Below are 15,710 nucleotides of genomic sequence, written 5' to 3' on the forward strand. Positions count from 1 at the left end.
GATTTTAACCTTTAAAAAAATTAATTTGCGTCTGCAATCATTAACCAATTGTAAAAAGTACACTTTAGTACATATAGCTTATAATTAGCATGTTATTATTAGGAATTGATATAGGTACCTCATCTGTAAAAGTATCGGTAGTTGATGCTGCTACGCAAAAAACCGTATCCACAGCGCAATACCCCGACGAGGAATCGCCGATAACTGCCCTGCACCCGGGTTGGGCCGAGCAATCGCCTAATATGTGGTGGCAGCAGGCACAGCAGGCTATTGCTAAGTGTAATGCGTCAGGCGGATATAACCCGCAGGATATCGCGGCCATTGGTATTGCCTACCAGATGCACGGTTTGGTATTGGTTGATAAAGATCAAAAATTGCTGCGCGACAGCATCATCTGGTGCGATAGCCGCGCGGTCGAGATCGGTCAGCAGGCTTTTGATGCCATTGGGCATGAGGAATGTTTGTCGCATCTGCTCAACTCGCCGGGTAACTTTACGGCAAGCAAACTGGCCGGGTAAAACAAAACGAACCTGAGATCTACAACCAAATAGATAAGATCATGCTCCCCGGCGACTATATTGCTATGAAGCTAAGCGGCGAGATCACTACTTCTATCTCGGCTTTATCAGAAGGGGTATTCTTTGATTTTATAAATAATCAATTATCAAAAGATATCATTAACCATTATGGTTTTAGCGAAAGCTTGTTCCCACGGGTGCAGGATGTGTTTTCAAACCATGGCGGTGTGCTGCCTTCCATCGCGCAGCAATTAGGTTTAAAGGCAGGCATCCCGATAGCTTATAAAGCCGGCGATCAGCCCAATAATGCCTTATCATTAAATGTATTGAACCCGGGCGAGGTTGCCGCTACGGCGGGCACATCGGGTGTGATATATGGCGTAAGCGATCAATTGACTTATGATCCCCAATCGCGCGTTAATACCTTCGCGCATGTTAATTATACTCAACAACAAAAAGCTTAGGTGTACTATTGTGCATTAACGGCACCGGTAGCTTATACCGTTGGACAAAGAACCTGTTCGGTTCATCAGTTAGTTATACCCAAATGAATGAGCAAGCCGGCAAAGCACCTTTAGGCAGCGATGGTTTGCGGATACTACCTTTCGGTAATGGCGCCGAGCGGATGCTGAACAATGAGTTGGTTGGCGTGCATTTTCATCATATCGACCTTAACCTGCATACCCCCGCGCATATTTTCCGTGCCGTACAAGAGGGGATAGCCTGCGCGTTCCGTTACGGTGTGGATATCATGCGCGAGAACGGCATGAGTCCAAAGATCATCCGCGCTGGCAAAGCAAACCTTTTTTAAGCGACCTGTTCGCCCAAACATTTGTAAACGCCACCGGCATCCCGGTCGAGCTTTATAATAACGATGGCAGCGTAGGCGCGGCATTGGGTGCAGGCATAGGTGCGGGCATCTTCTCATCACCAAAAGAAGCATTCAATAAAATGGAGCGCATCCAAACAATCGAACCAACGGCAGCAAACTTTGAACCCGTTTACCGGGAATGGAAAGCGCTGCTACAAAAACAATTAAAAAATCAATAATTCAATAAATCATTAATTCAATAATTACGAATATGAGTATAGTAACAGGCGATACAGAGTTTTTAAAGGCATAGGCCGGGTAAAGTATGAGGGCTTAGGTTCTGATAACCCGCTGGCTTTTCGCTGGTATGATGCAGATAAAGTTGTGGCGGGCAAAACCATGAAAGAACACCTGCGTTTCGCGGGGGCTTACTGGCACTCGTTCGTAGGTAATGGTGCAGACCCGTTTGGCGAACCTACCCACGTTTTTGAGTGGAATAAAAAAGCGATCCGGTTGAGCGTGCCAAAGATAAAATGGACGCGGCGTTTGAGTTCCTGACCAAAATGAACCTGCCTTACTATTGCTTCCATGATGTTGATGTGGTTGACTATGGAAATGATATTAATGAAAACGACCGCCGCTTACAAGCGCTGGTTGATTACGCTAAACAAAAACAAGCCGAAAGCGGCGTGAAATTGCTTTGGGGTACGGCAAATATGTTCTCGCATCACCGTTATATGAACGGCGCGGCTACCAACCCTGATTTTCATGTGTTGACGCATGGTGCTGCGCAGGTTAAAGCTGCGTTGGATGCTACCATCGCTTTGGGCGGCGAGAACTACGTTTTCTGGGGTGGACGCGAAGGTTATATGAGCCTGCTAAACACCAACATGAAACGCGAGCAGGAGCACTTAGCCAAATTCCTGCATACTGCCAAGGATTACGCCCGCAAACAAGGCTTTAAAGGCACGTTCTTTATCGAGCCAAAACCTTGCGAGCCTACCAAGCACCAGTACGATTATGATTCGGCAACCGTTTATGGTTTCTTGCAGAAGTACGGTTTGTTAGACGATTTTAAACTGAATATTGAAGTTAACCACGCTACGCTTGCCGGACACACCTTCCAGCATGAGCTACAGGTTGCTGCTGATTGCGGTTTGTTAGGCTCGATAGATGCCAACCGTGGCGATAACCAAAACGGCTGGGATACCGACCAGTTCCCGAATGATATTAACGAGATAACCGAGGCAATGCTGATCATCCGGAAGCAGGTGGGTTGCAGGGCGGTGGTATTAACTTTGATGCCAAGATCCGCCGTAACTCAACCGACCAGGCCGACTTGTTCTATGCCCACGTTGGTGGTATGGACATTTTTGCACGCGCATTAATAACTGCCGATAACATCCTGCAGAAATCTGAATATAAAAAGCTGCGTGCCGACCGTTACGCATCATTTGATAGCGGCAAAGGCAAGGAGTTTGAAGAAGGCAAGTTAAGCCTTGAGGACCTGAGAGCCTACGCTATCCAAAACGGCGAGCCTGCGGTAAGCAGCGGCAGACAAGAATATATCGAGAATTTGATCAATCGGTATATTTAAAACATAACATGCAGACTTACGAAGTTTTTAAAACTTCGTAAGTCTTATCATTAATATAAAGCCCCGCTTTAACAGGCAGGGCTTAGTTGTTTTATCCTGCCGTTGTCACCGCCGTTGTTGGTGTTATCACCAACAAAACGCAGATCTAGACTAACATGTAGCTTATTCCAAGTGAAATCATAAATTTCGGCTACCGGTTGTAACAATGCCAAATATGATAATCCCATCTAACATACCATTTGTAACTTTCTGATGATCTTGGCGTGCATCGTATAGCAAACCGTCAAGGGAAGTGCCATTAATCGTTACTGAATAGGGAGATAAAATATTAGTCAGGTCAGTCTTTAACTGTGATTTTGCAATTATATCTGCTAAATTGTGGTTGCTTTTAAAGTTAATCGGTTCGCTCTGTTCTCTATAATACTTTTCTAAAATATCGTCGGACAGACCATTAACAGATGAAATTGTCATCCTTATAGCACTTAATTTATTTAGGTCATATTCTTTCGACGCTTGTTTTAAAATAAGCTTTAACTCTTTGATTTGATTGCTATAATTGGATTTATAATACGACTTCATGATCGGATTGCCTTTAACCGTTGCCGGGGTATCTTCAGGAGAGAAAGACGACAATGTTTTTCCCCTAAAGTGTACTTGTAATGTATTGACAGTTTCCCACTATTGTTATTTTTAGTAATAGTGCAAGAATAAATCGAGGTATCATTGCCTACGGTCACAAAATATTCCTTAGAAAAGAACTCGGCTCCCGAAATTTCAATAGGCACAGCTTGTGATTTAACAACAGGATCTAACCTTTTCTTCATTATATCTTTTTCTGTTTGATTTACATTGCTATTATAGTTACAGCTGTAAATAAAAACACATAAAGATGCCTTAAATAAGATTTTCATTGTGATAGAATTAATACTATGTTGGTCCGCATCGCAGATCCTGACTAACAAATTTGTGCTTTTTACAACTTCAAATTCTTCTGCAAATTTTTAGCAGGCTCATCTTTATACGGTGTCCAATAATTAAACGGATCCTTTTATAACCGTATTGACGTTTGCCGCCTTTGCGTGGCATGGGTAGCGGGTCCTGCGTGCGCAGGTCCCGGGTCATCAGGTCGCGCAGCAGTTCATCCTGTTTCTTTAAGTATTTACCATTGCCGAATAGGTTCACCAATTCTTCGGGGTCGGTTGTCAGGTTATACAGTTGTCCCGCGCCCTGCATATCGTAGGCCAGTTTCCAGTCGTCTTTGCGCAGCATCCGTATGGTTCCGCTTTGGCTCCGGTGTTCAGCTCATCAGCTTCCTGCCGTCCTTTGGTAACTGTGCCGTCCCGGGTATACGGGTCGTATTCCTCAAAATTAACATAGTTTAATCCACCAAAGCCTTGTTGTACCATCATGCTTGAAAACTCTTCTTTAGGGTATGGCTTGCCGGTTAGCAGCGGCCATAAGCTGCGGCCCTGCACCCCATCGGGTATTGGTGCGCCTATCATGGTGCAGATGGTCGGCATAATATCCACGTTGCTTACGTGGGCGCTATGCGGCAGTTTGTTTTTCATAATACCCGGGCCATGCCATATCATTGGGATGCGGGTAAGGCACTCAGGTACTTCAACCCCCTTTTTTATCAGGCCGTACTGGCCTGTAAAGTCGCCATGGTCGGCAACAAAAATTACTATAGTGTTATCGTAAAGGTCGTTTTGTTTAAGGTAGTTCATCAGGCCGCGCATCTGGTCGTCAATCAGGCGCATCATCCCATAATAATTACTTCGGATGCGCGGGATCTGCTTTTCGTAATCGCCATAACCCATATGGAACAAGCCACGTTGCAACGCCCATTTATTGCCTTTTGTAGCTAAAGATGCTGCGCCGGCCTTAAACTGCGGCAGATCCTTCGTCGGGAACATGGAATAATATGGCTCTGATACCGGTAAGGATTATGCGGCTCGGGAATAGACAGGTACAGGAAAAACGGCTTGGTACTGCCTGCGGTTTTCTGGCTGGTTAACCATTCTTCGCCGGTTTTAATAATGCGCGATGGCTGCTGCATACTGGCCGGGAAAGGTGCAGGTTTTTCGCTCATGTAAAAGTTGGTGCTGCCCAAAAACTTGTTCATGGCTAACTTCTGCGGGTCGGTTACCTTCGGTTCGCCGAGGTGGTCGTAGTTATGCCAAAAATCAAACATTTGCGGGGTAAGGTAGGTGTGGTTCTTTCCTACAAACCCGGTTGTGTAATCTTTTGATTTTAAAACACCCACCAGGTCGGTTTGGTAACTGGCATCTGCTATGTTAAAGTTTGAACGGGTGTGCGTGGCGCTTGGGAACCGGCCCGTAAACATAGATATGCGGCTTGGCGCACAGATAGGGGCGGCACAATAAGCTTTATTGAACCGGGTGCCGTCGCCGGCAAGGCTGTCTAAAAACGGGGTGGTGTTTAGCTTAAAACCCTCACGTTTGGTAGCGTCGGCACGCCATTGATCAACTATCACCAGAATAATATTAGGCGGTTTATTGGCTTGCGGTTTTGGTTTAGGCGACGGACCTTTTATAAACCCAAACAAGGATACGGTAAGTAAACCCGATATAGATAGTACAGCGATGTGTTTTCTTCTGAACATAAATAGCGTTTATAGGTACTTTAAAACTACTATAAAATTTTTGATAACCTATATTTGCTACAATGACTTTACAAAAACGCGATTATGATGCTGTAGTAGTCGGCTCGGGCCCTAACGGGTTGGCAGCGGCTATATTAATGCAGCAGCAGGGATTAAGCGTTTTAATAATTGAGGGGAAGGATAATATTGGCGGCGGCCTGCGTTCGGCCGAATTAACTTTGCCGGGTTTTACGCATGATGTCTGCTCGGCAATCCATCCGCTGGCATTGGCCTCCCCATTTTTTAAAACTTTGCCGCTGGCCGATTTCGGACTGGAATATCTGCAACCAACATTAAATGCGGCGCATCCGTTTGATGACGGAACTGCGGCAATATTGGACAAATCCATAAAAAACACAGCCGACTATTTAGGTACGGATGCCGGCGCTTACAACGCGTTAATGCGTGAACTCACCGGTGCCTGGCCCTTAATTGACCAGGACGCGTTAGGGCCGTTTCGTTTTCCGCGGCACCCACTGGTAATGGCACAATTCGGACTTAAAGCATTAAGCAGTGCCGAAACTTTTGTTAAGCGTTTTAAAACCAAAGAAGCACGCGGATTATTTGGCGGAATGGCGGCGCATGCTATACAACCACTCAGTAATTTAGGTACCACTGCGATTGGATTGGTGCTGATGGCTACCGGGCACTTAAAAGGCTGGCCCGTACCCAAAGGCGGATCAGTATCCATAGCAAACGCCTTGGCGGGTTATTTTAAGTCGATAGGCGGCACGATTGAAACGGGGATATATATCAAGTCGTTAGATCAATTACCATCGGCACAAGCCGTATTATTTGATGTTACGCCAAAGCAATTATTGCAACTGGCAGGACATAAATTTTCGTCGATATATAAATGGCAACTGGAACGCTACCGCTACGGCATGGGCGTATTTAAAATAGACTGGGCGTTGGACGGCCCCATACCTTTTACCGCACCCGAATGCAGGCGGGCGGGCACCGTACATTTAGGCAATACTTTCGAAGAAATTGCCGCTGGCGAACAGCAAACTAGCCGGGGGCACCAGGCCGAAAAACCATTTGTGCTGCTGGCCCAGCAAAGTTTATTTGATAGCAGCCGTGCGCCTGAAGGTAAGCATACTGCACGGGCATACTGTCATGTACCCAATGGCTCAATGCAGGACATGACCGCTGCTATTGAAGCGCAGGTAGAACGTTTTGCCCCCGGTTTTAAAGATCTGATCCTTGCTAAAAATACCATGAATACCGCACAAATTGAAACCTATAACCCCAACTATATAGGCGGCGATATAAATGGTGGTATAATAGATTTGGGTCAGTTATTTACCCGCCCCGCATTGCGCTGGTCGCCTTATAAAACATCTGCTAAAGGTTTGTACATCTGCTCATCCTCGACACCACCCGGTGGGGGCGTGCATGGTATGTGTGGGTATAACGCGGGTAAGAAAGCTTTGAGTGACGTTTTTGGGATAGACTTAAAATAGTTTGTCATTCTGAGCGATAGCGAAGAATCTGTAAACTATGCTTGCGCCGCGCGGCGGATCCTTCGCTATCGCTCAGGATGACAAAAAGTAATACGATTTCTAAATAACCTTTGGCTGCCCCGGCTCAACCGTAGGCGGCGGCATTTCCTGCGGTACGCCGGGGATTTCTCTTTGCGGCAATTCAGGCTGCTCCGGGTTAACCGGCTGTTTTATTTCCGGGCGATCAGGCTCAACGGGCATTTCTTCGGGTTCGTTGGGTACGGTGTGCTTTTTCATAATGATACAACATAGTGAGAGTGGTTTTGATTTAAATATTAATTACTATCTTGATATCATGCAAATCAAACACCTGCTTGTCATACCTGCAATAATTATAGCAACAAGCTTTAAACCGCTAAGCAAAGTTGCACCGGCAGCTATTGCCGATAAATACAAAAACGATATCGGCATAGCCCAAGACCCTGACGTGCTATACACCGAGAGTTTTAACGACGGTATCAGCAATATACTAAGCCGTTACAACGATGTTAAAAACGGGGCAGGAATGATGGTTGACACTAAAGATAAACCCGAAGGCAGCACAACGCCTGCATTAACCATAACTGGTAAAGGCGCGGTGAATGATGGCGGGCATTTGTATAAAGTGTTTAAAACCGGGTTTGATGGTACGGTTTATCTGCGTTATTATGTAAAATACCCTTTATCATCCAAAGGATACATCCATCATGAGTCGGTTTGGTTTGGGGGATATAACCCGCCAACAAATTACCCCAACCCGCGCGCCGGTATTTGTGGCCGGGCGATAAACGCATCTCTATAGCCTATGAACCTGTTAATGCTCCAAACATGGATACCTATTTATATTGGGGCGATATGAAAAGCAGCGCGCAGGGCAAATGCTGGGGCAATGACATGGTGAACCATAGCCCAACCGCACAGGAATTACTCTGGGATAAATGGATGTGTGTAGAGGTGATGGTGAAATTAAATACCCCGGCAACTGCCAACAACGGCGAGTTAAGAGTTTGGCAGGATGGCAAAGAAGTAGGGCACTGGGGGCCGGGTTTCCCAAACGGCCATTGGGATGCGGATTCATGGATAAATAATCCAAACGAAGCGGCTTTCCCCGGCTTTAAATGGCGAACCGATGCTAATTTAAAAATCAACTACATCTGGATTGAGTTTTATGACGATAAAAGCCCTGCCGGGCAAGATCATTACATTAAGTACGCCAATTTGGTAATGGCCGGGAAGTATATCGGTCCGATAAAAAAATAGCCATGCCTGTGCATGCATTTAAATAGCAAACCATAACCGGATGCGTTTGTTGTGCTGTTATGAGTTCAGCATTTATACGGGAGAGTGATTATCAGCCTTTAAGCGAGGTGGCCCCAAACTTAAGTTCGTTATTACTATATCTTCGCCGCGAGAACGGTGGTGCAGCGGTGCGCCAAATGAAAAGTTATTATAGCGAAAAACATGGCCGCGAAGTAAATGAAATGAGCGACGGCCTAACCTATGCGCTTAGCGACCGGGGTAAATGGATAGTGATCCCGGATTAAAACAAAAAAGCCGGATATTAACCGGCTTTTGTAGTTATTTAGAAATCTTGACTTTAACCGCGGTTGGTCCTTTAGCGCCGGGCTCTATCTCGAAGGTTACTTTGTTACCTTCTTTAATAGGCTCTGTTAATGCATTTATATGCACAAATATGCTTTCCTGCGTTTGTTGGTCCTTTATAAAACCAAAGCCCTTACTATCATTAAAGAAAGCCACAGTGCCGGTACGTATTATGTCCTGCACAATATCTTCCTGTTTAGGAACGGCTATCTGGATATCTTCGGATTTGATCTTAAGCTTACGCGATGGATCGGGTGGGGTAGAAGTGATGTTGCCATTTTCATCAATATAGGCCATCATATCTTCCGGGGTTTTGCCTTTAACAAAGTTTGCTTTGCGTTCTTCGGCTTTTTCCCTTTTATCCTGCGATTTTTTTAGTCGCTTTTTTCTTTTTCCTTTTTACTAAATGTTGCTGTTGATTTTGCCAAACTTAAGCTATTTTAACGTTAACGGCACTTGGGCCTTTTCTTCCTTCTTCTACTTCGTAGGTAACTGCGTCACCTTCACGTATCTCATCAATTAATCCTGTTACGTGTGCAAATACTTCTTTGCCACCAGCGTCTGGTGTAATAAAGCCGAAGCCTTTTGATTCATTAAAAAATTTTACTGTTCCTGTTGCCATGATTATTTATATAAGTTGGCAAGGTACGATAAATTAATGGGTATTGTACTATATATAAAAAAGCCCTGAATATGCTTTAATTGAAAGAGCGTCTGAAATCCGGGGTGACATACTGGTTTTAAGCTTAAATAGTTTACTAAATGACTGGGCATGTTCAAATCCTAAGTCATAGGCTATCTCGCTTATCGAAGCCTGACTTGTAGATAACTGCTCTTTTGCTTTTTCAATCAGATGGTTATGAATGTGCTGTTGTGTATTTTGCCCGGTAAGTGATCGGAGCATATCACTTAAATAACTGGCACTCACGTTTAATTGCGCGGAAAGAAATTGAACGGTTGGAAGCCCCTGCTTTTGTGCTTGTGGTGACCGGAAGTAGGCGTGTAAAATGTCTTCTACCTTTTGAAGCAGATCGCTGCTTACCGCCTTACGGGTGATAAATTGCCGGCTGTAGAACCGGTTGGAATAATTCAGAAGCAATTCGATCTGGGAAATAACAACGTCCTGGCTGAAGTTGTCGATCCTGCCATTTAATTCTTCTTCGATACTTTCGAAAACAGCAATAATCGTGGCCTTTTCTTTCTCTGATAAGTGCAATGCTTCATGGATAGAATAGGAAAAAAATCCATATTCTTTGATCTTCCTGGCGAGTTCGTAACCCAATAAGAAATCTGGATGGAAAAGCAAAGTATAACCCGATTGATCACTGATCGGCTCGTGGGCTCCTGTGATCTGATTTGGCGATACGAAAAACATTCCGCCTTCGTCGAAATCGTAATAATGTTGCCCATATTTGAACTTTCCCCGGAGGTTCATCTTGTAGGATATCTTGTAAAAATTCAAAATATGCGGACTGGGGAGCTTTTCCAGCGGAACGGCCCCTTCAGCATTATTTATTAAACTTACCAACGGGTGCATAGGTGCCGGCATGTCCAGCGCCTTATGCAACCTTGATAAAGAATCAAATCTGTGGTTAGATATCTCATTCTTCATATTGTCTGATTATAACTTACTTTCAATGCTGCCTAATGCACCCTTTACGCCGTTAAGAGTTTTCTTGGCTTCTTCCCAACTTGGATCGTTCGGATCGAATGTACTACGAATATACGCAAGAATGCTTTCGCATACAAAGGCAACACGCTCCGGATTTTCATCACTTGTCTCGCGGGCATCATACCCTGATATGCCACCAAAGATGTGTTCGGCGCCAAACACGGTCAGCAGGTCTTTCGGGCCGGGCTTTGATAATAAGCGTCCGCACGCCAATTTTCCACATCCGAGAACATGAGGTTAATGTCTTTGTCCCCATTCACAATGAGTGCTGGCAAAGTCATGGTGCTAAAATCGCCGGCGGCCAACACAGGATAGTGCTGTCTGTTTACTCCGTTAAATCCTTCGGGGCCACCGCTTACGCCAATCAGGACCTGGGCTGTTATGCGTGGTTCTATAAAATTCACTATTTTACCTGTTGCAGGGTCAGTTACATCCATGCCAGCCAGCAGGGCAACAGTGTGCCCGCCCATAGAATGGCCAATGGCGGCAACTTTTGATTTGTCGACTCTGCCGGTTAACCCCGGTACTGTTGAAATAATTTCGTCTAAATGATCAAGGATAAATTTCATGTCCGTTGCCCGTGAACTCCAAAACAATGGCGCTTCGGGAAGAGATGCGGGAAGCGCGAGTGCTTTTGAGTTTTGATGGGTAGGTTGAATTACAACAAACCCTTTTGCCGCAAAGAAATCTACAATGGGGCCATATCCTCTGTACGAAGAAAGAAAGTTAGAGGGGCCATGTCCATGCGAAAGCAAAATAACCGGCAGGTTATTTCCGCTTGCGGGAGCAGAAACTTTTATTTCAAGGTCTACGTGACGGCCGGCAACCGGCAGAACAACTGGACTAAAACTAATGATGGGTGTTTTTGACTGTTTCATTTTATTTTGATTAAATTTTGATATAGTCAAAGGTCCATAACCAGTAAGTACCCGGCGTAGTGAAATCGGGGTATTACGTAGCCAAACTCAGGAAGGGTATCGATCGCATGCAGAAAAATACAGTACAAAAGTATATTACCATGCAGACAGACATAATAGGATTTGAACAGACTACAAACTAAAAAGCCTTCAACATCAATGACGTTGAAGGCTTTTTTAATTTTTTCGTGATCTCATCAGGATTCGAACCTGAGACCGACAGATTAGAAATCTGTTGCTCTATCCAGCTGAGCTATGAGACCATCGCGAATGATTTCGCGCAGCAAAGATGCAAAAATCTGCTTAAAAGTGAATTAGATTTTAAACTTTTTATTATTAAACCTGCTATAGATATGATAGAAAGCTTAATGTAATAGTAATATAAACTATAGGGTTGGTCATATTTTTTTTATTACAAATATTTATATTACAAGAAGAAGTTATACATTTAGCGACTGTTTTATAAAATTTAATATTATGATCATAATTGCTGACGGCGGCTCAACTAAAACCAACTGGTGTTTACTTAACGATGAAGGTGTGAAAGTTTACTTTAACACAGAAGGGTATAATCCATATTTTTCAAGTATCGCATATATCGTCAACTCGCTAAATGAAAGTTTACCTACAGATCTTGAGAAAGATAAAATAACCGAAGTTAACTATTACGGTGCAGGTTGCTCTACCGAAGAAAAACGTAAGCAAGTTGAAGATGCCATGAGCGCGGTTTTTACCCATGCTAAAGTAAATATAGGCCATGACCTGCTTGCCGCTGCACGTGCATTGTTAGGCAGAACCGCCGGCTTTGCCGCAATTTTAGGGACGGGTACCAACACTTGTATCTATGACGGGAAAGACATCGTAAACAATATCGACTCGGGCGCTTATATATTAGGCGACGAAGGCAGCGGTTGTTACATTGGTAAAAAGCTATTAACTGATTATATCAGGGGATATATGCCCGAAGCAGTACGCACACTTTTCTGGGATACCTTCCAGTTAACACCTGATGATGTTAATGAGCAAGTGTATACCAAACCTTTAGCAAATCGTTTTTGCGCCAGTTTCAGCAAGTTTGTGTATGACAATAATGTAAATATTCAATATTCGCGCAACCTGGTTAAAACATCTTTCCGAGGATTTCTTCAAAAACCTGGTAACACATTATCCTGATTATCAAAAATATACTTTTAACTGTATCGGTTCTGTCGGTTACAACTTCCGCAATGTATTGGAAGAAGTTTGTAAAGAAAATGGTATGGAAGTAGGTAACATTATCCGCTCGCCTATAGATAGCCTGGTTAAATTTCACCGGGGAACTGGCTGCTGAGGCATAGTTAGAGATTAGAATAATCTTTAGCTATACAAGTTACTAAAAGGGCGATAAGTTTCAACACTTACCGCCCTTTTATTTTGCCCACGACAGGCCCTAATCTCTAATTAACTAATCTCTAATCACTGCTTACGCAGTAAGTTCATTCTGAAAGATCTTAGCGTACTTGCGCTTATCAAACTTATATAGTTTAGCTGCGCGATAGGATACCCCTTTTTGCTTTTCAACCAGTTCCTTCAAAAAACCGTAGCTCAGCATTTTTTTACGGAAGTTGCGTTTATCCAGCTTTTTGTTCAGTATAGCTTCGTATAACACCTGCAGTTGGGTAAGGGTGAATTTTTCGGGCAGCAGATCAAATGCTAAAGGCTGGTGGTTTAACCGCCTGCGGATCTTACTAAATCCGTTGTTAAATATCTCGGTATGGTCAAAGGCAAGTTTTGGTAAATTATTAACCGAGTGCCATATCGCTTTGCGGGCATACTGGCTTATTGGCCTTAATTCTTTTTGGCCGGTAATGCGTATCAATGCGTAGTAGCCCACAGTTATTACACGGCCTTGTGGGTGGCGGTTAACTTCGCCAAAGGTGTGAAACTGTTTCATTTGCAGATCGCGCAGGCCGGTAAGCTCATAAAGTATCCGGTCGGCGGCGTCATCAAGGCTTTCGTCTTGCTTTACAATATAACCGGGCAAGGCATACCAATCCTTAAAAGGCTCATCATTACGTTCAATTAAAAGTATTTTTAGTTCTCCTGCTTCAAACCCAAAAATTAAACAGTCAATAGAGAACACTGACTCGAACGCGGGTAATTTCTCTTCCAAAGTGGCGTTGTAATTAAGTTAATAATTTATTAAGATATTTGCTTCCCGGTTTCAAAAATAAATAAAAATAAATTTAACGGTGTAATTTTCACACCTTATATTCGTGCAAATTTTTTTAGTATAAAAGATGCGTAAAATTTCAAAAATCGGGGTACTTACATCAGGCGGCGACGCACCGGGAATGAATCCGTGCATTAGGGCGGTTGTACGTACAGCGATATTTCATGGCTTACATGTTGTTGGTATAAAGCAGGGATATAAGGGCATGATTGAGAATGATATGTACGACATGGGTCCCCGCTCTGTTAGTAACATATTAAATTTAGGTGGTACTATTTTAAAAACAGCACGTTGCCTGCCTTTTCGTACAGACGAAGGTATGGAAACAGCCTACCAAAATATAAAGGCACAAGGTATTGAAGGCTTAGTTGTAATTGGCGGCGACGGAACCTTTACCGGTGCCCTGCGTTTCTCGCAAAAATATCCTGATGTTGCCGTAATAGGTATCCCGGGCACAATTGACAATGACCTTTATGGTTCAACCTATACTTTAGGTTTTGATACCGCGACCAATACCGTTATTGAAGCTATTGATAAAATACGCGATACAGCCGACTCGCACGATCGTTTGTTTTTTGTTGAGGTGATGGGCCGTGACTCGGGCGCTATAGCTTTACGGGCGGGGATATCATGCGGTGCTGAGGCTATTTTGTTGCCTGAAAAATCAACCGCTATTGATGACCTGATCAAACACCTTAAAGAGGGCCAATCTAACAAGAAGTCATCCAGTATAGTTATAGTTGCCGAAGGCGATAAAACCGGCGGGATTTACGACTGGCTAAAACTGTTCAAAAAGAAGTTACTAATTACGATATAAAAGTTACCGTACTGGGCCACCTGCAAAGGGGTGGAGCGCCAAGCAGTTTTGACCGTGTATTGGGCAGCCGTTTAGGCTTTGCCGCGGTTAACGCGCTTGTTGCCGGCCATAGCCAAAAAATGGTTGGGCTCGAGGCTAATCATATTAAATTAACCCCGCTTGATGAGGCCTTAAGCCATCATGATTTTAAGCTGGAGGCTGACCTGTTACAAATGGTGGAGGTACTTTCCATATAATGATCGCGGTTGTATATAGCGGATCAAACCATGCAGACTGGCGCTTGTCAGACAAAGGAAGAACCATTGCGTCATTCAAAACAAATGGTATCAATCCCTATTTTATTGATGAGAAACACATCGTCCAGATCCTGAATAAAAATATCAACCTTATACATCATGCCGAGGAAATAAAGCGGATTTACTTTTTTGGTGCCGGGTCTTCGTCAAAAGATTTACAGGCTATTGTACAGAATGCATTCTTCACATTTTTTAAGAATGCCGGGATAAGTGTGTCACATGATATTGAGGGTGCTGCCATTGCCTGTTGCCGTAACACGCCGGGCATAATTGGGATCTGTGGCAGCGGATCAAACGCCGCCTGGTATGATGGCCGCAAGATTAAGCCAAACAACTATGGGTTAGGCTATATTCTGGCCGACGAGGGATCGGGTAATTGGTTAGGCAGGCAGCTTATCAAAAGTTTTATGAATGAGACATTGCCTAATAACCTTAAAAAGAAGTTTGAGCATAAATATGAAGCCGACAGGAAGACACTGTTAGAGAAAGTATATCGTCAAAAACAAACCGCTTTATATTTAAGCTCGTTTAGCGAGTTCATTAACATCATCAGGTGTTAACTGGAAGGTATCCCAGAAAAGTGTGCGTACTGCTTCAGGCATATATCCTGATATAATCAGTTAATAGCTTTTTACCAATGTAACAACCGCTGCCTTCGTCGCCTAATATATAAGCGCCCGAGTCGATATTGTTTACGATGTCGCTCCCGTCATAGCAAGTGTTGGTACTCAGTGCTGGTTCTGCCCTAACAATCGTGAAAAACTTTGAGATATGACTACAGCATGTTAAAGCTGCGCTCGGCGTAACTCGCACCTTACGTTTTTCTTCGGTAAGTAACCTGCACCGTAATAGTTAACTTCGGTATTATTTCTTTCTCAGATCTGTAGTGCTTTCATTTAACAGTTATTGATATGCGATAAGCAATATAGTTGCTACCCTTCTGTGTTAAAGAAGTAAACTTTCACACCTTCATCATTAAGAAATAAACTTGCCAGTTGGTGGGCTGAGCGCAAACCTCATGCCGTCATAATCGTAAATTTTTAGCAAACGATATTTAAATAATATAACGTAATATAAATATTTGTAATAAAGAGCCAACCTGGTTTATATTACTATTAC

20 protein-coding genes, 1 tRNA gene and 3 pseudogenes are annotated in these 15,710 nt (G+C 43.7%); 12 read left to right on the plus strand and 12 right to left on the minus strand.

Annotation, left to right across the window (positions count from 1 at the left end):
- The first annotated feature begins 89 nt into the window (after positions 1-89).
- From HK413_RS20990 to xylA, 5 genes and pseudogenes are all read left to right on the plus strand, one after another.
- Positions 90-518: an FGGY family carbohydrate kinase gene (locus HK413_RS20990; RefSeq protein ID WP_317169397.1), complete on the plus strand. Its 429-nt coding sequence runs from the start codon at positions 90-92 to the stop codon at positions 516-518.
- Positions 519-559: 41 nt separating this feature from the next.
- On the plus strand, positions 560-982 hold the full coding sequence (locus HK413_RS20995) for an FGGY family carbohydrate kinase (protein ID WP_317169398.1): 423 nt from the start codon (positions 560-562) through the stop codon (positions 980-982).
- Positions 983-1,065: 83 nt separating this feature from the next.
- A complete protein-coding gene (locus HK413_RS21000) occupies positions 1,066-1,329 on the plus strand; it encodes a hypothetical protein (protein ID WP_317169399.1) in 264 nt (87 codons plus the stop codon).
- 83 nt (positions 1,330-1,412) lie between these two features.
- Positions 1,413-1,568, plus strand: a complete 156-nt coding sequence (locus HK413_RS21005; RefSeq protein ID WP_317169400.1) for a hypothetical protein — start codon at positions 1,413-1,415, stop codon at positions 1,566-1,568.
- Positions 1,569-1,600: 32 nt separating this feature from the next.
- A pseudogene (gene xylA, locus HK413_RS08345) lies at positions 1,601-2,926 on the plus strand (xylose isomerase).
- A gap of 177 nt (positions 2,927-3,103) precedes the next feature.
- Here the strand turns inward: xylA and HK413_RS08350 are convergent.
- The 4 genes from HK413_RS08350 to HK413_RS19695 form a co-directional block, all read right to left on the minus strand.
- Entirely contained in the window at positions 3,104-3,559 is a 456-nt protein-coding gene (locus HK413_RS08350; protein ID WP_175269853.1) for a hypothetical protein, read from the minus strand.
- Between the two features lie 348 nt (positions 3,560-3,907).
- Positions 3,908-4,195 carry a hypothetical protein gene (locus HK413_RS08355; RefSeq protein ID WP_175269854.1) on the minus strand — a complete coding sequence of 96 codons (288 nt, stop codon included), beginning with the start codon at positions 4,193-4,195 and terminating at the stop codon, positions 3,908-3,910.
- The gene (locus HK413_RS19690) at positions 4,129-4,842 is read right to left on the minus strand and encodes a sulfatase-like hydrolase/transferase (protein ID WP_175269855.1); all 714 of its coding nucleotides are present in this window, start codon (positions 4,840-4,842) and stop codon (positions 4,129-4,131) included. Before HK413_RS19690 ends, HK413_RS08355 begins: the two co-directional genes overlap by 67 nt.
- Positions 4,791-5,552, minus strand: coding sequence for a sulfatase-like hydrolase/transferase (locus tag HK413_RS19695; protein WP_175269856.1), 762 nt, complete (start codon positions 5,550-5,552; stop codon positions 4,791-4,793). The genes HK413_RS19690 and HK413_RS19695 overlap by 52 nt, the downstream gene beginning before the upstream one ends.
- Before the next feature lie 62 nt (positions 5,553-5,614).
- Here HK413_RS19695 and HK413_RS08370 point away from each other — a divergent pair, with 62 nt between their 5' ends.
- Positions 5,615-7,057 carry a phytoene desaturase family protein gene (locus HK413_RS08370; protein WP_175269857.1) on the plus strand — a complete coding sequence of 481 codons (1,443 nt, stop codon included), beginning with the start codon at positions 5,615-5,617 and terminating at the stop codon, positions 7,055-7,057.
- A gap of 99 nt (positions 7,058-7,156) precedes the next feature.
- On the opposite strand, the gene HK413_RS08375 is transcribed toward HK413_RS08370, so the two are convergent.
- A complete protein-coding gene (locus HK413_RS08375) occupies positions 7,157-7,333 on the minus strand; it encodes a hypothetical protein (protein ID WP_175269858.1) in 177 nt (58 codons plus the stop codon).
- Position 7,334: 1 nt separating this feature from the next.
- Here HK413_RS08375 and HK413_RS08380 point away from each other — a divergent pair, with 1 nt between their 5' ends.
- Genes HK413_RS08380 through HK413_RS08390 form a run of 3 tightly spaced genes read left to right on the plus strand, consistent with a single transcriptional unit; the run spans position 7,335 to position 8,619 of the window.
- Positions 7,335-7,877, plus strand: coding sequence for a hypothetical protein (locus HK413_RS08380; RefSeq protein WP_175269859.1), 543 nt, complete (start codon positions 7,335-7,337; stop codon positions 7,875-7,877).
- Complete coding sequence (locus HK413_RS08385) at positions 7,847-8,335, plus strand: hypothetical protein (protein ID WP_175269860.1); 489 nt, start codon at positions 7,847-7,849, stop codon at positions 8,333-8,335. Before HK413_RS08380 ends, HK413_RS08385 begins: the two co-directional genes overlap by 31 nt.
- Before the next feature lie 59 nt (positions 8,336-8,394).
- The gene (locus HK413_RS08390) at positions 8,395-8,619 is read left to right on the plus strand and encodes a hypothetical protein (protein ID WP_175269861.1); all 225 of its coding nucleotides are present in this window, start codon (positions 8,395-8,397) and stop codon (positions 8,617-8,619) included.
- A gap of 34 nt (positions 8,620-8,653) precedes the next feature.
- On the opposite strand, the gene HK413_RS08395 is transcribed toward HK413_RS08390, so the two are convergent.
- From HK413_RS08395 to HK413_RS08415, 6 genes are all read right to left on the minus strand, one after another.
- Positions 8,654-8,977, minus strand: a complete 324-nt coding sequence (locus tag HK413_RS08395) for a cold-shock protein (protein ID WP_246230074.1) — start codon at positions 8,975-8,977, stop codon at positions 8,654-8,656.
- Between the two features lie 130 nt (positions 8,978-9,107).
- The gene (locus tag HK413_RS08400; protein ID WP_175269862.1) at positions 9,108-9,299 is read right to left on the minus strand and encodes a cold-shock protein; all 192 of its coding nucleotides are present in this window, start codon (positions 9,297-9,299) and stop codon (positions 9,108-9,110) included.
- Positions 9,300-9,347: 48 nt separating this feature from the next.
- On the minus strand, positions 9,348-10,289 hold the full coding sequence (locus HK413_RS08405) for a helix-turn-helix domain-containing protein (RefSeq protein WP_317169401.1): 942 nt from the start codon (positions 10,287-10,289) through the stop codon (positions 9,348-9,350).
- Positions 10,290-10,298: 9 nt separating this feature from the next.
- Positions 10,299-10,511 (minus strand): hypothetical protein, encoded by a 213-nt coding sequence (locus tag HK413_RS15180; RefSeq protein WP_217452178.1) that lies wholly within the window; start codon positions 10,509-10,511, stop codon positions 10,299-10,301.
- 2 nt (positions 10,512-10,513) lie between these two features.
- Positions 10,514-11,227, minus strand: coding sequence for an alpha/beta hydrolase family protein (locus HK413_RS08410; RefSeq protein ID WP_217452179.1), 714 nt, complete (start codon positions 11,225-11,227; stop codon positions 10,514-10,516).
- A gap of 228 nt (positions 11,228-11,455) precedes the next feature.
- Positions 11,456-11,529 (minus strand) — tRNA-Arg (locus HK413_RS08415).
- A 214-nt stretch (positions 11,530-11,743) separates the two neighbouring features.
- Here HK413_RS08415 and HK413_RS08420 point away from each other — a divergent pair.
- Positions 11,744-12,596 (plus strand): annotated as a pseudogene (locus HK413_RS08420) (BadF/BadG/BcrA/BcrD ATPase family protein).
- Positions 12,597-12,728: 132 nt separating this feature from the next.
- Here the strand turns inward: HK413_RS08420 and HK413_RS08425 are convergent.
- The gene (locus HK413_RS08425; protein WP_175269863.1) at positions 12,729-13,418 is read right to left on the minus strand and encodes an NUDIX hydrolase; all 690 of its coding nucleotides are present in this window, start codon (positions 13,416-13,418) and stop codon (positions 12,729-12,731) included.
- A gap of 127 nt (positions 13,419-13,545) precedes the next feature.
- Here HK413_RS08425 and pfkA point away from each other — a divergent pair.
- Together pfkA and HK413_RS08435 are read left to right on the plus strand one after the other, a co-directional pair.
- A pseudogene (gene pfkA, locus HK413_RS08430) lies at positions 13,546-14,531 on the plus strand (6-phosphofructokinase).
- A complete protein-coding gene (locus HK413_RS08435) occupies positions 14,531-15,151 on the plus strand; it encodes a hypothetical protein (protein ID WP_175269864.1) in 621 nt (206 codons plus the stop codon). The pseudogene pfkA and the gene HK413_RS08435 overlap by 1 nt, the downstream one beginning before the upstream one ends.
- The last annotated feature ends 559 nt before the right edge of the window (positions 15,152-15,710 follow it).

The organism is Mucilaginibacter humi (assembly GCF_013087555.1).

Excerpts from the sequence above, each read along its gene's own strand:
- HK413_RS08400 (WP_175269862.1), bottom strand. The coding sequence starts at position 9,299 with ATGGCAACAGGAACAGTAAAATTTTTTAATGAATCAAAAGGCTTCGGC.
- HK413_RS08390 (WP_175269861.1), top strand. The coding sequence starts at position 8,395 with ATGAGTTCAGCATTTATACGGGAGAGTGATTATCAGCCTTTAAGCGAG.
- HK413_RS20995 (WP_317169398.1), top strand. The coding sequence starts at position 560 with ATGCTCCCCGGCGACTATATTGCTATGAAGCTAAGCGGCGAGATCACT.
- HK413_RS08435 (WP_175269864.1), top strand. The coding sequence starts at position 14,531 with ATGATCGCGGTTGTATATAGCGGATCAAACCATGCAGACTGGCGCTTG.
- HK413_RS08355 (WP_175269854.1), bottom strand. The coding sequence starts at position 4,195 with ATGCTGCGCAAAGACGACTGGAAACTGGCCTACGATATGCAGGGCGCG.
- HK413_RS08380 (WP_175269859.1), top strand. The coding sequence starts at position 7,335 with ATGATACAACATAGTGAGAGTGGTTTTGATTTAAATATTAATTACTAT.
- HK413_RS08410 (WP_217452179.1), bottom strand. The coding sequence starts at position 11,227 with ATGAAACAGTCAAAAACACCCATCATTAGTTTTAGTCCAGTTGTTCTG.
- HK413_RS08405 (WP_317169401.1), bottom strand. The coding sequence starts at position 10,289 with ATGAAGAATGAGATATCTAACCACAGATTTGATTCTTTATCAAGGTTG.
- HK413_RS08375 (WP_175269858.1), bottom strand. The coding sequence starts at position 7,333 with ATGAAAAAGCACACCGTACCCAACGAACCCGAAGAAATGCCCGTTGAG.
- HK413_RS08370 (WP_175269857.1), top strand. The coding sequence starts at position 5,615 with ATGACTTTACAAAAACGCGATTATGATGCTGTAGTAGTCGGCTCGGGC.
- HK413_RS20990 (WP_317169397.1), top strand. The coding sequence starts at position 90 with ATGTTATTATTAGGAATTGATATAGGTACCTCATCTGTAAAAGTATCG.
- HK413_RS21000 (WP_317169399.1), top strand. The coding sequence starts at position 1,066 with ATGAATGAGCAAGCCGGCAAAGCACCTTTAGGCAGCGATGGTTTGCGG.
- HK413_RS08395 (WP_246230074.1), bottom strand. The coding sequence starts at position 8,977 with ATGATGGCCTATATTGATGAAAATGGCAACATCACTTCTACCCCACCC.
- HK413_RS19690 (WP_175269855.1), bottom strand. The coding sequence starts at position 4,842 with ATGTTCCCGACGAAGGATCTGCCGCAGTTTAAGGCCGGCGCAGCATCT.
- HK413_RS19695 (WP_175269856.1), bottom strand. The coding sequence starts at position 5,552 with ATGTTCAGAAGAAAACACATCGCTGTACTATCTATATCGGGTTTACTT.